The organism is Streptomyces sp. NPDC104814 (assembly GCF_055583185.1).
In genome coordinates, this window is the sequence record NZ_JBVJOL010000001.1 from 1,588,722 (window position 1) to 1,602,628 (window position 13,907).

Here is a 13,907-nt window from a genome sequence, read left to right on the forward strand (position 1 = left end):
CAGACCGGTGGTCGGCCCACCTCGGTCAGTTGGCCTCCCACCAGCGGGCGATGACGTCAGCGTAGTCGTCGGCGCCTTCCTCCCAGGCGAAGTGGCCGACGTCGATGAGGTCCAGCTTGCTGTGGGGCAGATGGATGTGCAGATACTCGGCGTTCTCCGGGGGCACGACCGCGTCGTTGCGTCCCGCAACGATCTGGACCGGCGTCTCCAGCATGGGCAGCAGCTCGCCGAGGACGGGCAGTTCGGTCGGGTACGCGCGGACGTAGGGCAACTGGGCGGCAAACCGCTGTCCCGCGTACGACGCGAGGTAGTCCTCGCGCACGATGTCCGGGAGCTCGTAGCCGTTGATGTTGTCGATCGCGGCCGTCACGGCGGCCTTGGGGCTCATGGCCCGATAACGGGACAGGTCCTCGGCGAGCACCCAATCCTTCAGAGGGCTTCCCAGCTTCAGAGGGACGGCCGTCCCACCGGCGCCCACGACCAGGGTCTGGAACCGGTTCGGGTGGCGGGCCGCGGCGAACAGCGCCGCGGGAGTGCCGATGTCGGGGCCCACGACGTGTGGCTGTGCCAGTCCGAACGCGTCGGCGATCGTCACGATGAACTCGCCCATCGCGGTCGGGGACAGCAGGTCCTCGCGAAGTTCGGAATGCCCGAAACCAGGCAGGTCCACCGCGATCAGACGAGCGTGCTGTGCCAGCTTCGACCAGGTCGCGTCGTACGCGTACAGGGTCTCAGGCCATGGACTGAGCAGCAGGGCCTCGCGGTCTTCGGGCACATCGCTCTCTGCGTACCGGACGGACAGACCGTCGATCGTCCGGAAGCGAGGCCTGATCTCACTCATTTTCCCGTCCTCTCAGAAGTGGCCGGACCATGCGAGGGTCGCGTCCAGTGGGCAGACGTCAGCGAGCGCGCGTCGTTGATCACGCTGCGCTCTCGACGGCTGAGAGGTGCATGGGCGGCGAGTGGGCAGCGCCTCGGTTTTCAGGTGGCGTCACGTGAGCACCGGCCGACGGCGCGTGTTTCTCTGTCCATGTCTGCGACCGGCCACCGTGCCGTCATGAGTTCCATGACAGCACGGACAGCCGCACCCGGCGACGGCATGCAGTTCCGGACGGCAGCCGCCGCTCCGGAGTCGTTCCAGCGGCATCCGTGGCCGGCCTGCCGCGTCCCGCATCCCTTCACTCACCGGAGTCGTCGTGACCTTCGCCTGCTCCTCGATCCGGACCCGACTCGACGACGGCGTCCTGTCCGCCACCCTCGACGCCGGCCCCCTCAACCTCCTCGGTGTCGATCTGGTCCGTGACCTGGTCTCCCTCGTCGACATGCTGCACAACGACGCCGGTGACGTGCGCGTCGTCATCATCGACAGCGCCTCGCCGGACTACTTCTCAGCGCACGTGGATCTCACCGAGGTCCCGCAGTACACCGCGGAGGCTGCCAAGGCCGGCGGCCCCGGTGACGCCTCGCTCGGCATGTTCCTGCACCGGCTGGCGTGCGTCCCGGTGATCACTGTCGCCAAGGTGCGCGGCCGAGCCCGCGGTGGTGGCAACGAACTCGCCCTGGCCTGCGACATGATCTTCGCTTCGCGTGAGAACGCGGTCTTCGGCCAGTTCGAGTGCGGGACCGGCGCCCTGCCCGGCGCCGGCGGCATCCAGCACCTGACCCGTCGACTCGGACGCATGCGCGCCATCGAAGCCATCGCCGGCGCGGACGATTTCGACGCCGATCTGGCTGAACGCTACGGCTGGATCAACCGTGCCCTGCCCGATGCCGAACTGGACGGCTTCGTCGAGCGCCTGGCCAAGCGCATCGCCGGCTTCCCGCCCCAGGGGGTCCAGGCCGCCAAGCGCGCCATCAACGACCTCACGCTGGCGCAGCCCGTACACGTCCGTTCCGACGCCGCAACGTTTCAGAGCCTGATCACCCTGCCCGAAACCCGCGAGCGCCTGGACCACCTGACCGACCGGGGTCTCCAGCGTGCCGGGGAGCTCGAGCGCGACCTCGGCACAGCGGTGGGGGAGTTCCGCCGTTGACATGCCGCCCGCCGAGCAGGCTGCGTCCGGTATCTCGCGCGCGAGTGCCGCAACCGTCTTCGTCCCGCGTCGACCCGGTGAGGAATCGCGCGACCAGCCACCTACTCACCGCCCACCCGGCGACGGAATCCCCCCGTGGCCGCTCATGTCCGCAGATGTGACGCCCCGTTGAGATCCAGGATCGTGCCGGAGGCCCACTCCGCGGCCGGGGAGGCGAGCCACACGACCGCCGCCGCGATCTCCTGCGCGGAGGCGACACGGCCGAAGGGGCTCTGCGCACGGATCGCGGCGCCCTCCGCGCCCTCCAGCCGCGGGGCGACGCGCTCCGTCTCGAAGAAGCCGGGCGCCACCGACGCCACGGCGATGCCGTACGGCGCCAGTGACACCGCGAGCGACTGGCCCAGGGCGTGCACCGCGGCCTTCGTGGCCCCGTACGCCGGGTGGTCCGGCTCGCCCCGGAAGGCGCCGCGCGAACCGATGTTGACGATGCGTCCGCCCGTGCCCTGGTCGATCATGCGCCGGGCCACGAGATGACTGAGGTTCGCCGTGGCGAGCAGGTTCACGGCGACATGCCGCTGCCACAGCGCCACCCACTCCTCGTACGGCGTCTCCGGCAGCGGATGGCGGACGTTCACCGCCGCGTTGTTCACCAGGACGTCGACACCGCCGAGCGCGTCGGCCGCCGCGTCCACGACGGCCGCCGCACCCGCCGGATCGGCAAGGTCGCCCCCGACCAGGGTGTGCCCGGAACCGGCGAGGGAATCGAGCGTCACCCGGGCGTCGTCGGCCCGCGACCCGAAGTGCACGGCGACCCGGTCGCCGCCGTCGGCGAACGCCTGCGCCACGGCCCGGCCGAGCCCCCGCGACGCACCGCTGACCAGCACGCGCCGCCCGGACGCGGACGCGGCCACGCTCATGAGAGATCCTGCACGGTGGTCACGATGCGGGGGCCCTTTCGCCGACGTACCTGGACGGCGCAAGCATAGGAGACACCCGCTCGCTCAGCCGCGGTGGACGATCTCCCCGCCGACCATGACCAGGTCGCACACGGTCCCCGGGATGGCGTCCGGCTCGACGGTGAGGACGTCCCGGGAGAGGACGACGAGGTCCGCCACCTTGCCGACGGACAGCGAACCGCGCTCGTCCTCCAGGAAGTTGGCGTACGCCGACCCCATCGTGTAGCCGTGCACCGCGGTCTCGATGTCCACCGTCTCCTCGGGCATCCACGCCTCGCCTCCGCCCAGCGGCCGGCGCGTCACCGCCGTGTACAGGCCCACCATGGGGTCCATCTCGGCGACGTTCCAGTCACTGGAGAACGCCAGCGTCGCCCCGGCCCGGTGCAGGCTGCGCATGGGCCACGCCTTGTGCCAGCGCTCCGGGCCGACGTTGCGCGCCCAGTCCTGCCCGGGACCGGCGATCTCGGGGGCGCAGTGACGCGGCTGCATACAGGCCACGACCCGGAGCTCGGCGAAGCGCGGCACGTCCGCCGGGTCGCAGCACTCCACGTGGACGATCTGGTGGCGGGCGTCGCGCGGGCCGTTCCCGGCGCGGGCACGGGCGACCGCGTCCAGCACCGTGCGGATGCCGCGGTCCCCGGTGGCGTGCACGAAGCACTGGAAGCCGCGCGCGTCGAGCCGGGTCAGCAACTCGCCGAACTCCTCGGGCGGGTAGAAGGTGTCACCGCGGTGCCGGCAGCCCGTGTACGGCTCCAGCAGGGCGGCCGTGCGCGGCTCGACCACGTCGTCGATGTAGAGCTTGAGCGGTCCCACCCGCATCCACTCGTCGTCGAACCGCCGCGCGGCCTCTTCGAATTCGTCCAGGTCGGCCTCTGTGGTGCCGCGCGGATGGAACAGCGCGGCCACCAGCCGCGAGCGCAGCCGCCCTTCCTTGCGTGCGCGGACGAACAGCTCCAGATCGTCGAGCGAGTTCTGCGGCTCCACGATGGTCGTGATGCCGAACCGCACGGCGTCGTCCAGGCTGCGCAGCAGCCGCCCGTACTGGCGTTCCGGTGAGGCCCACGGCACGCCGAGCTCGCGCAGCGCCCGATGCCCCTCGCGGGACAGGCCGCGCACCGCGAAGTCCCTTACGAAGCCGGTGGGTTCGCCGCTCGCGTCGGTCTCGGGCACGCCGAACGGCAGCGCGCCGCAGCCGCGGGTCACGCCGAGGCGGGCCATCGCGGCGCTGTTGAGCCACATGGTGTGCACGTCGTAGCTGAGCACGAAGGCGGGGGTGTCGCCGGTCAGCTCGTCGAGGTCCCCGGCGCGGGGCATCCGTCCGTCGGGCAGGACCGAGTAGTCGAACCCTTCCGCCTCGATCCACCCGGCGCCGGGGTGCTGTTCGCGCCAGGCGCCGATCCGGGCGGCGACCTCGGCGAGCGAGCGGGCCCCGGCCAGCTGCACGCACTCCTCGTCCGAGCCCAGCCGGACGTGGTTGTGCGCGTCCACGAAGCCCGGCAGCACCCGCCGCCCGCCCGCGTCGACGACCTCGGTCGCGGGGCCCGTCCACGCGTCGGCGTCCGCATCGGACCCCAGCCACGCGATACGGCCGTCCCGCACGGCGAGCGCCTCGGCCGAGGGCAGGTCCGGATCGACGGTGTGGATACGGGCGTTGCGCAGGACCAGCTGGGCGGGGGAGGGGAGGGTCACGGTGTGTTCTCCAGTGTGCGTGCGGGGGTGGGACGGGGTGCTGTGGTGTGCGTTCTGTGTCGGTCGGCAGTGACGGCTGCGCGGGCCGGTGTCAGTCGTCGGCGTCGGGAGCGGTGACCTGCCAGCGGTCGTGCGGATGGCGGCGCAGGTAGAGGACGTAGTAGAGAGCGGCCGCCGCGATGACCCCGCCGGTGATGGCGAGGTCGCGGCCGGCCTGCTGGTACAGCACGTAGCCGACCGAGGCGAGGACGACGACGGGGGCGAGCGGCCACAGCGGCATCCGCCAGGCCGGGCGGCCGCGCAGCGGTGCGCGGCGGGCGGCGAGCGCGGCCAGGGCGAGCAGCACGTAGACGACGGCGAGGATGGCGCCGGTGGCCTCGTACAGCGTCGACAGGTCGGCGAAGCAGGCCAGCGCCGCTCCGGGCAGGCTGATGACGAGGGTGGCGACCCACGGCGAGCCGAAACGGGGGTGCAGCCGGGTCAGCGCGCGGTTGACGGCCGCGGGCCAGGCCCGGTCCCGGCCCGACGCGTAGACCACCCGGGCGTTCTGCAGCACCATCACCAGGACCGCGTTGAGGATGGCCAGGGCGACGCACAGGTCGATGACCGTGGCGGTGGTGTCGCCCGCCCAGCCGCGCACCAGGTCCGAGAAGGTGGCGGTGGACAGCGTGTCGGTCGACGCGGTGCCCAGCACCGCCGCCACGGCGGGGACGACGATGACGGCGGCGCCGATGAACAGCGACCAGAACACGGCGCGCGCCACGTTGCGGCGGGGCCGGTGGATCTCCTCGGCGAGATAGGAGGCGGTGCCGAAGCCGTTGACCACGAACATCGCGGCGGCCAGCCCGGAGACCAGGAGCCCCAGGGTGAACGTCGAGTGCCCGGCGGTCGCCTGGGACACCTCCGGGTGGACGAGCACCGACGGGGAGCGCTGGGCGTGGACGAGTCCCAGGACGGCGACCACCCCGGCGGCCACCACCTCAAGGACCAGGAAGGCCCCGGTCACCAGGGCGTTGGACTTGACGTCGAGGACGGCCGTCGCGATCGCCACGAGCATGACGGCACAGCCGGCGACCTGCGGGTCCACCCGGACGATATCGGCGAGGTAGTCGGCCGTGCCCAGAGCGATCACCGGCGGGATGACCACGAGCATGGCGATGGTCATCGCGAAGGTCACCCAGCCCAGGAACCGGCCGAGCAGCGCGTCGACCATGGCGTACTCGCCGCCGGAACTCGGGGTGAGCGTGCCCAGTTCGGCGTAGCAGGCGCCCACCGCGATCGAGATGACGATGCCCACCGCGATGGTCAGCGGAGCGCCCGTGCCCTGACCGGCGAACAGCTCCGGGACCAGGATGAACAGCGAGGAGGCGGGGGTGATGCAGGACAGCGTGAGCAGCACGGCACCCACGGGGCCGAGGACCCGCGCCAGGGCGGCGGGCGCGGGCGTGGACGCCGGCGGCGACGTCGGCGTTCTGAGTGCGTCGCCGGGCGGGGTGTCGGCGGGCGTGTGCGTCATGGAGGTGTCCCCGGGTTCGGGCGGCTGGCCGCCGGCGGGAGAGGCGAAGGGCTGAGCAGAGAGGCGCAGTTCCTTGAATGCGGTTCAAGGAAGTTTGAACGTCATACAAGATGTGGATGTCGATGCGGCTCTGTCAAGGGGTCGGCCGAGGAGTCCCAGAGTTTGAACGCCATTCAAGCTCCGATAAGTGCGCCGCTAGACTGTCCGGCGTGACGGCACCAGTGGCACGACGCAGACGCGGCGGGGCGATCGCCCGCGAGCGCATGCTCGAAGAGGCGATGCGGGCCATCGCGGAGCACGGTCTGGCCGAGCTGACGATGTCCGGACTCGCCGAACGCCTCGGCACCTCCGGCGGGCACATCCTGTACTACTTCGGCAGCAAGGACCGGCTGCTCCTCGAAGCGCTCCGGTGGAGCGAGGACCGGCTCACCGAGGACCGGCGGGCCCTGCTGTCGCGGCGCACCACCGTCGCCCGCCGCCTGGACGCGTTCGTCGGGCTCTATCTGCCCCAGGGTCCGCGCGATTCCCGCTGGATGCTGTGGATCGAACTGTGGGCGCGTGCCGCCGGGAACAGTGAACTGACCACGGCACAGGAGGAGTTCGACCGGGCCTGGCAGGAGGACCTGGAACAGCTGCTGCTGAAGGGCGTGCGCCAGGGGCGGTTCGGCCTGCCCGAGGAGGAGGTCCCGGAGGCGGCCGACGCGCTGCTCGCCCTCCTCGACGGGCTCAGCACCCGGGTGGTGCTGGGACTGCGCGGAGCCACCCGCGAGGGAGCCGTCCGCACCGCGCGTCGTGCAGCCCGCGACGCCGTGCGCCCCCTCGCATGACCTGTGGCCCGCAAGGGGCCGGGGTCAGCCGTTCGGGGCGAGGGTCGTGGTGACGCGGGTCAGGGCCGGGCGGCGGGGCACGGAACCGAACCCGAAGCGCACGGGCGGGTCGACGGGTGCCAGGGCGCCGAGATCGTCGCCCGCGAAGGCCGCCGACAGCCCGGTGACCGGCCACAGCCCGGCGGCGCCGTACCACTCGCGGCGTCCGGGCACCGCGCTGCCGCGGGTGCGCACACCGCGCAGCAGCAGCCGGGCCACCGGGTCCGTCACCACGGTCCAGGCCGCACCGCGGGCGAGCGGGCCGGGCACCGCCGCGAGCAGCAGCCCCAGCGGTCCTGGCCGGCCGACCGTGAAGCACAGCTCCAGCGGCCCCGCGCGCACCGCACAACGGCTGCCGGCCGCCGTCACGTCGACGGGCACGACGCGCACCGAGTCGAAGAGATAGGTGCCGCTGACGAAATCGGCCACGCGCCGGGAGGGGGCCAGCAGCAGCCGTCGCGCGTCGGGCCGCTCGATCATCACGTCGCTGAACGGGCCGAACGGCGACCGCGGCCAGTGGCCCACGACGATCCGGGTCCCCGACGAGGTGCCGAGCCCCGCGATCCAGCCGTCGAAGCGCCACCGCACCCGCCTGTCCCTGAGGTACCCGCTGCCGCGGCCCTCCTGACGCGCTCCGGCTTCTTCAGCGGCAGGGGCGGGCGGGACCGAGCCGGACATGCCTCACCCCTTCCGAGAAGTGCACCACGGGCTCGCCGGCGGGTGCCGGGAGACCGGCGGACCGGGTCAGGGTCTCCTCGGCCACGTCGAGACAGGCCGCCCGCAGCGGCCACGGCTCGTGCTCGACCGGCGTCTGCCACAGCAGGCCGTACCGGTGTGTGTACGCCCGCCACCGCGACGTCAGCCATACGTCCCGTTCCGTCGGCCTGATCGGTTCGCCGGGACGGACGACCAGCCGGTAGCCGATGGAGCCGCGCCGCCGGGAGCCCGAGTACGCGACGGCGTTCCCGTCCGTGCGGACCCGCAGGGCACCCAGGTGGTACGGCACACCCACGGCCCGCGCGGCCAGCATCGGCGGAAAGCCCACCTCGATGGTCAGGAACCACAGCCCGTCCCGCCCGGACTCCCGGTGCCGGGCGTAGGTGCGCAGGTTGGTCTCCGCGAACGTCGGCAGACCCGGCAGCCCGGAGGGCACACCGGGCGGGCGGACACCGGCCATGACGAAGGGCGTCAGACTCACCCAGGCCGCGCCCTCGTACTCGTCGACGACGAGCTGCGGCGGCAGCAGGGCCTGCACCACCTCGGGCGGGAACGGCCAGTGCACGAACGTCTGCCGCAGCCAGCCGGTCCGGAGCGCGGGGAGGCGCACCCGCTGCTCGGCTCCATACGCGACCACCAACCCTGCGTTCCCCGCCGCCGGAGGGCAAAACGCCGTCCCTGCTCCCGCGGGCTCGACGCCCGGCGCGGCCGCGCACCGGGCGGCCCCCCGCACGCGGACCACCGCACGCGGCCGACGTCAGCGCGGGGCCGACGCCAGCGGGGGCCGACATCAGCGCGGGGCCGATATCAGCCGGGCCGCAGCCAGCCGGCCCGAGGTCGGCGGTGCCGCGGTCAGGGGGGCCGGTGATCCGGACCGTGGTGATGCGCCGAGGCCTCCGCGACCTGCTTGAGCGCCGACGCCGTGGCCGGGTCTCCGACCTTGGCGGGCTCCTCGTGCACATGCTCCTCGGGCCCGCCGCGGTGGAAGCGGGACGGGGCGAGCCGGTCGCCCGCGCCCTGGTCGTCCTCCGTGGCGGCGCCGTCGGTGTGCACGGGCACCGGGCCGGGCCCCTCGGCCCCGTCGGCCGGCCCGCTCCGCTCGTCCTCGTGCCGTTCGCCCGGGACGCTGCCGGTGCCCCGGCCCGCGCCCTCCTGCGTGCCGCGTTCGGGACGCGGCTGGGTCAGCCAGGCGACGGCGGCGCCCGCGAGCGCCACGGGCCACTCCACCACTCCGGCGACACCCAGCACGCCGGCCCCGGTGTAGACGGCCAGCCGGCGGCCGCGCGGGGAGATCGCTCCGATCCGGTCCAGCGCACCGTCGGCGAACCGGCCCACCTGCTCGGCTCCCGGCAGGCGCCGGAGCCCCGAGGTGACGGCCCCCAGCGGCTGGAGAAGACCCGACGGACGGCTTCCGACCTGGCTCATTTCGAACTCCTCCCGCGTGTCGTCGACAGGCGGCTCCTGTCTCCCAGTGTCACACCCGCCGGGCGCGGCGCGGGCCTCGCCGGCCCCCGGAGTACGGGGCCGCTCGCACCCGGGCGGCGCGCGGCGGGACCGCACACGCCGGCACCGCTCACAGCAGGGCCGGAGCCGTCCCCGGGGCGAGCCGCAGCCGTCCGCCGTGGCCGCAGACGACGACGCGGTCACCCAGACCGGCCCGGTCGGCCTCGGCGAGGAACGCGGACAGCGGTGAGCGCATCACCGTGTAGTCGCCGTAGTGGACCGGCAGGATGCGCCGGGGCGCGAGATGCCGGGCGAGTTCCGCGCCCTGCGCGCCGTCCATGGTGACCACGAACCCGCCGGGAAGACGGGTGCCGCCCAGGTGCAGGACGGCCAGATCGGCGGCGGGGAAACGGGTGGCGATCTCGGCCAGCCCCTCGTACGGCAGGGTGTCGCCCGAGACGTACAGCCGCAGCCGCGCGGGGCGCCCCGGCGGGCCGAACTCCAGCATGCTGCCCATCACCGGCGGCAGCAGCCCGCGCAGCACCGGGTGACCGGCGTGCCGCGCCGGCAGAGCCGTGACCCTCACCTGCGCCTCACCGCGCCGCAGGGTGAAGTGCCGCCACGCGCGCAGCCCCGCCGTACGGGGAAAGCCGTGCAGTACTCTCAGCCGGCGCGCGGCGTGCGGCGTGGTCAGCACCGGCACACTGCGGTCCAGGCCCCGGCGCGCCCGCCGGTCCCAGTGGTCCCCGTGCAGATGGGAGAGCACGATCCCGTCGAGGCGGGGCAGTTCGTCCACGTCCAGGGCCGGTTCGGTCAGCCGCCGGCTCAGCAGCCCGTACCCGAGGTAGGCGTACTGCCCGCGGTGCAGGAAGTTCGGATCGGTCAGGAGGGTGAGCGGCCCGTACCGCAGCAGGACCGTCGCGTTGCCGATGAAGTGGACGTCGAGCGTGTCGTCGGGGGCGTCGTCCGTGATCGGGGACATGGTCGCCCGCCCTTCGCCGGGGTCGCGGGGCCTGCCACACGCTGCCACCGCGTCAGGTCGTCTCTCTTCCGATCCGCCGCGGGTTCCCCGGCGCCCCGGCCCGGAAACGGCCTGCCGTACTCGACGGGTCACCCGGCCCGGTGCGTGGTGGCGGCAGCCGGGGGTACCCAGCACAGCCGTGCGGGGCGGGGTACGAGCCGCTCCCCGAAGGCGGAGCGAAGGAGTGGCCATGACCGGCGACGGACCCCGTGACGGCGCACGGCGGGCCCGGCGTCTGCGGGAGACCGCCGCCGAGGTGTTCGGCTGGGACGAGCTGCGACCCGAGCAGCTCACCGCGATGGAATGGGTGCTCGAGGGACGGGACACCCTCGTCGTGATGCCGACCGGAGCCGGCAAGTCCGCCGTGTACCAGGTCCCCGCCCTGCTGCTGCCGGGACCCGTGGTGGTCGTCTCGCCGCTGCTCGCCCTGCAGCGGGACCAGATCGCCGGGCTGCCCGGCGGCGAGCGCGGACCGGGTGCCGTCGCCGTGAACTCCGACCTCTCCGCGGCCGAGACCGAGGCGGCCTGGGAGGCGGTGCGCGGCGGCGGGGTCACCTACGTCTACCTGTCCCCGGAGCAGCTGGCCAAGGACGAGGTGGTGCGGCGGCTGGCCGAGGCGCGCCCCGCCCTGTTCGTGGTCGACGAGGCCCAGTGCGTGTCGTCCTGGGGCCATGACTTCCGGCCCGACTACCTCCGCCTCGCCCAGGCCGTACGGCGCCTGGGCCGGCCTCCCGTCCTCGCGCTCACCGCGACCGCGGCGCCGCCCGTGCGCCAGGACATCGTCGAGCGGCTCGGCATGGACCGGCCCCGGCACCTCGTCACCGGCTTCGACCGCCCCGAGATCCGGCTCGAGGTCCACCGCCACCTCCAGGACGACGAACGGCGCCGCCTGGTCGTCGAGCGGGCGGCGGCCGAAGCCAAGCCCGGCATCGTCTACGCCGCGACGCGCAAGGACACCGAGCACTACGCCGCGGAGCTGGCCTCGCTCGGACTCGCCGCCGAGGCGTACCACGCGGGCCTGCGCGCCGCGGAACGCCGGCGGATCCACGAGGCGTTCCTGGCGGGCAAGGCGGACGTGGTGGTGGCGACCACGGCCTTCGGGATGGGCATCGACAAGGAGGACGTGCGGTTCGTGCTGCACGCCGCGCTGCCGGGTTCCCTGGACGCCTACTACCAGGAGATCGGCCGGTGCGGCCGGGACGGACGGCCCGCCCTGGCCGTCCTGCACTACCGTCCCGAGGACACCGGGATGCAGGCCTACTTCACCGGTCGCGCCCCCGGCACGGACACCGTCGACGCGGTCGTACGGGCCGTCCACGATCACGCGGACGATCCGGCGGGGCTCGACGAACTGCGCCAGGACACCGGCCTGTCCCGCACCAGGGTCACCACCGCCGTGAACCTGCTGGAGGAGGCCGGGGCCGTGGTCACGGACGCCTCGGGCGCCGTCCGGCCCGAACCGGACACCGAGCCGGCCCGGGCGGTGGAGCGAGCGGAGGAAAGCGCCGAGGCCCATCAGCGCATGGACCGCTCCCGGGTCGACATGGCCCGGGCCTACGCCGAGACGACCGGCTGCCGGCGGCGGTTCCTGCTGGGGTACTTCGGCGAGGAGTACGAGGCCCCGTGCGGGAACTGCGACATCTGCGACGCCAGGCGGGCCGAGGGCGGCGACGGCACACGGGACGAGACGCAGGCCGTGCATCCGGACGCCGGCGCCTATCCGGTCGGGACGGCCGTGCGGCACGGCCGGTGGGGGAGGGGCACGGTGCTGAGCGAGGACGGGGACCGCATCACTGTGCTCTTCGACGACGTCGGCTACCGCACGCTCTCCCTCGAAGCCCTGGCCGGCCGGGACGACCTGCTCACCCCCGCGAGCGAGCCGGGAGAACCGGGAGAGCGGGAAGGGCCGGACGAGCGGGAAGAGCGGGAAGAGCCGGAAGAGCGGGACGAGCGGGAAGAGCCGGGCGGGGAGCAGTCCGACCGCTGAGCGCACCCCCTCACCGCCGCGGCGTGACGGCCGGCCTGCCCGGTCAGGGCGCTTGCCCCGTCAGGGCGCCGCGCCCGGCTCGCTCAGCACCTGGAACGTCGCCGGTCCCAGCGTGATCACCCCGTCGCTCAGGGGCGTGCACCGCACACCGCCCTTGCCCCGCAGGGCCCGCTGCGCCCCCGGACCGATGGTCACGTCCATCCAGGCGCAGGGCCGCGCGGGACGGTTCACGGCGAGAACGACGGGCCCGGTGCCGCAGTCCAGGGAGATCGTCGCACCGACGAAGGAGTCGATGTCGACCCCGCTGAGCAGGACGTTGCGCCGGGTGTGCCGCAGGCCGGCGTCCGGGTCGATGTCCCGGGGGAGGTTCTCCGCCGACATCAGCGTCACCGAGGCGTCCCGGTGGGCGGCCCTGCCGTAGTAGCGGTCACCGACCAGACCCAGCCCGCGGCGCACCTCGACCCGTGTCACCGACTCGTCGTCCGGTCCTGGCGCGGGCCCGTCCGCGGGCCGGCCGGACAGCCGGTGCGCCGGTGACACCAGCAGCTGCACCACCGCGACCTCGGTCATGCCCACAGCCTAGGGGGCGTCTCGCCGATCATGCCGGGCTCGCGGCGTCTGGCACCGCACCTCGCCGCGTTGTCGTCAGTCTCCCCCAAGCTCTACGAGCAGGGGGGACCCCCAATGCTCCGCATCGGCTCCCTCCTCCGCCTTGCGATGCACGGCACCAGACGCCGCTCCCTGATCCGGCCTGATCGACGAGACACCCCCTAGACGCAGGAGCGATCAGGACTTCCTGGCCAGTCCGGCGGAGATCAGGTGTTCCCAGACGGTGAGTTCCCGCTGCCCGCCGCCGCGGTTCCAGCGGCTGTCGACGACGTCGGGACGCCACAGGCTGGCGGGGACGACACCCGGCTCGAGGATCTCCAGGCCCTCCAGCAGGGCCTCGATCTCCTCGTCGTTGCGCCACCGGCCGCGGCCGAAGGTCTGCTGGAGGACCTTCTCCGCCTCCTCCGTCTCGGGGTTGTTGCCGGAACGGAAGTGGCTGACGAAGAAGTAGCTCCCGGCGGGCACCTGTTCGCGCCAGTAGCGCACGATGGCCGCGGGGTCCTCCTCGTCGTTGACGTGGTGGAGGATGGCACTGAATATGACGGCGACCGGCCGGTCGAAGTCGATCAGCTCCACGGTGTCCGGGTGGTTGCGGATCGCCTCGGGATCGCGCACGTCCGCCGGGACGACCCGGGTGTGCTCGTTCTCCTCCAGCAACGCCCGCCCGTGCACCAGCACCTGGGGATCGATGTCGACGTAGACGACGCGGGACTCCGGCGCGTGCCGCTGCGCGACCTGGTGCACGTTGTCGGCGGTCGGCAGACCACTTCCCAGGTCGACGAACTGCCGTACGTCCGTGGTCGTCGCGATCTCCCGCACCGCCCGGGTCAGGGCCGCCCGGTTGGCGAAGGCGATCGCCACGGAACCGGGAAGGTCACGTTTGAAGACGTCACCGATCTCCCGGTCCACGGCGTAGTTGTCCTTGCCGCCGAGCAGGTAGTCGTACACACGGGCGATACTGGGCTTGGTGGAGTCGATGGCGGAGCCTTCATGCGTCATGGCCACCATCTTCCCCTCCAACCACCCCCGCTGACCACGACTTTGGCTTGTTGAAGTCTTTCGCACGCCCG

General features: G+C 73.1%; 13 protein-coding genes. 3 read left to right on the top strand and 10 right to left on the bottom strand.

Annotated elements, in window-relative coordinates; translation table 11 throughout:
• Positions 1-25: 25 nt before the first annotated feature.
• Positions 26-841 carry an alpha/beta fold hydrolase gene (locus ACZ64A_RS06755; protein ID WP_469808663.1) on the bottom strand — a complete coding sequence of 272 codons (816 nt, stop codon included), beginning with the start codon at positions 839-841 and terminating at the stop codon, positions 26-28.
• 355 nt (positions 842-1,196) lie between these two features.
• Here ACZ64A_RS06755 and ACZ64A_RS06760 point away from each other — a divergent pair, with 355 nt between their 5' ends.
• Complete coding sequence (locus ACZ64A_RS06760; RefSeq protein WP_469808664.1) at positions 1,197-2,033, top strand: enoyl-CoA hydratase/isomerase family protein; 837 nt, start codon at positions 1,197-1,199, stop codon at positions 2,031-2,033.
• A 143-nt stretch (positions 2,034-2,176) separates the two neighbouring features.
• On the opposite strand, the gene ACZ64A_RS06765 is transcribed toward ACZ64A_RS06760, so the two are convergent.
• From ACZ64A_RS06765 to ACZ64A_RS06775, 3 genes are all read right to left on the bottom strand, one after another.
• Positions 2,177-2,950: an SDR family NAD(P)-dependent oxidoreductase gene (locus ACZ64A_RS06765; protein ID WP_469808665.1), complete on the bottom strand. Its 774-nt coding sequence runs from the start codon at positions 2,948-2,950 to the stop codon at positions 2,177-2,179.
• A gap of 84 nt (positions 2,951-3,034) precedes the next feature.
• On the bottom strand, positions 3,035-4,678 hold the full coding sequence (locus ACZ64A_RS06770) for an amidohydrolase (protein WP_469808667.1): 1,644 nt from the start codon (positions 4,676-4,678) through the stop codon (positions 3,035-3,037).
• Positions 4,679-4,769: 91 nt separating this feature from the next.
• Positions 4,770-6,194 carry an APC family permease gene (locus ACZ64A_RS06775; RefSeq protein ID WP_469808668.1) on the bottom strand — a complete coding sequence of 475 codons (1,425 nt, stop codon included), beginning with the start codon at positions 6,192-6,194 and terminating at the stop codon, positions 4,770-4,772.
• 263 nt (positions 6,195-6,457) lie between these two features.
• On the opposite strand from ACZ64A_RS06775, the gene ACZ64A_RS06780 reads away from it, so the two are divergent.
• Positions 6,458-7,021: a TetR/AcrR family transcriptional regulator gene (locus tag ACZ64A_RS06780; protein ID WP_469809085.1), complete on the top strand. Its 564-nt coding sequence runs from the start codon at positions 6,458-6,460 to the stop codon at positions 7,019-7,021.
• 24 nt (positions 7,022-7,045) lie between these two features.
• On the opposite strand, the gene ACZ64A_RS06785 is transcribed toward ACZ64A_RS06780, so the two are convergent.
• The 4 genes from ACZ64A_RS06785 to ACZ64A_RS06800 form a co-directional block, all read right to left on the bottom strand.
• Positions 7,046-7,738 carry a hypothetical protein gene (locus ACZ64A_RS06785; RefSeq protein WP_469808669.1) on the bottom strand — a complete coding sequence of 231 codons (693 nt, stop codon included), beginning with the start codon at positions 7,736-7,738 and terminating at the stop codon, positions 7,046-7,048.
• Positions 7,704-8,414: a YqjF family protein gene (locus ACZ64A_RS06790; RefSeq protein WP_469808670.1), complete on the bottom strand. Its 711-nt coding sequence runs from the start codon at positions 8,412-8,414 to the stop codon at positions 7,704-7,706. Before ACZ64A_RS06790 ends, ACZ64A_RS06785 begins: the two co-directional genes overlap by 35 nt.
• A 215-nt stretch (positions 8,415-8,629) precedes the next feature.
• Positions 8,630-9,202 carry a hypothetical protein gene (locus ACZ64A_RS06795; RefSeq protein ID WP_469808671.1) on the bottom strand — a complete coding sequence of 191 codons (573 nt, stop codon included), beginning with the start codon at positions 9,200-9,202 and terminating at the stop codon, positions 8,630-8,632.
• A 148-nt stretch (positions 9,203-9,350) separates the two neighbouring features.
• Complete coding sequence (locus ACZ64A_RS06800) at positions 9,351-10,202, bottom strand: MBL fold metallo-hydrolase (protein ID WP_469808672.1); 852 nt, start codon at positions 10,200-10,202, stop codon at positions 9,351-9,353.
• 229 nt (positions 10,203-10,431) lie between these two features.
• Here ACZ64A_RS06800 and ACZ64A_RS06805 point away from each other — a divergent pair, with 229 nt between their 5' ends.
• Positions 10,432-12,228, top strand: coding sequence for a RecQ family ATP-dependent DNA helicase (locus ACZ64A_RS06805; RefSeq protein ID WP_469808673.1), 1,797 nt, complete (start codon positions 10,432-10,434; stop codon positions 12,226-12,228).
• Between the two features lie 60 nt (positions 12,229-12,288).
• Here the strand turns inward: ACZ64A_RS06805 and ACZ64A_RS06810 are convergent, their stop codons facing one another.
• Both ACZ64A_RS06810 and ACZ64A_RS06815 read right to left on the bottom strand, forming a co-directional pair.
• Complete coding sequence (locus ACZ64A_RS06810) at positions 12,289-12,798, bottom strand: molybdenum cofactor biosysynthesis protein (RefSeq protein ID WP_469808674.1); 510 nt, start codon at positions 12,796-12,798, stop codon at positions 12,289-12,291.
• 216 nt (positions 12,799-13,014) lie between these two features.
• A complete protein-coding gene (locus ACZ64A_RS06815) occupies positions 13,015-13,836 on the bottom strand; it encodes an SAM-dependent methyltransferase (protein ID WP_469808675.1) in 822 nt (273 codons plus the stop codon).
• Positions 13,837-13,907: the final 71 nt, after the last annotated feature.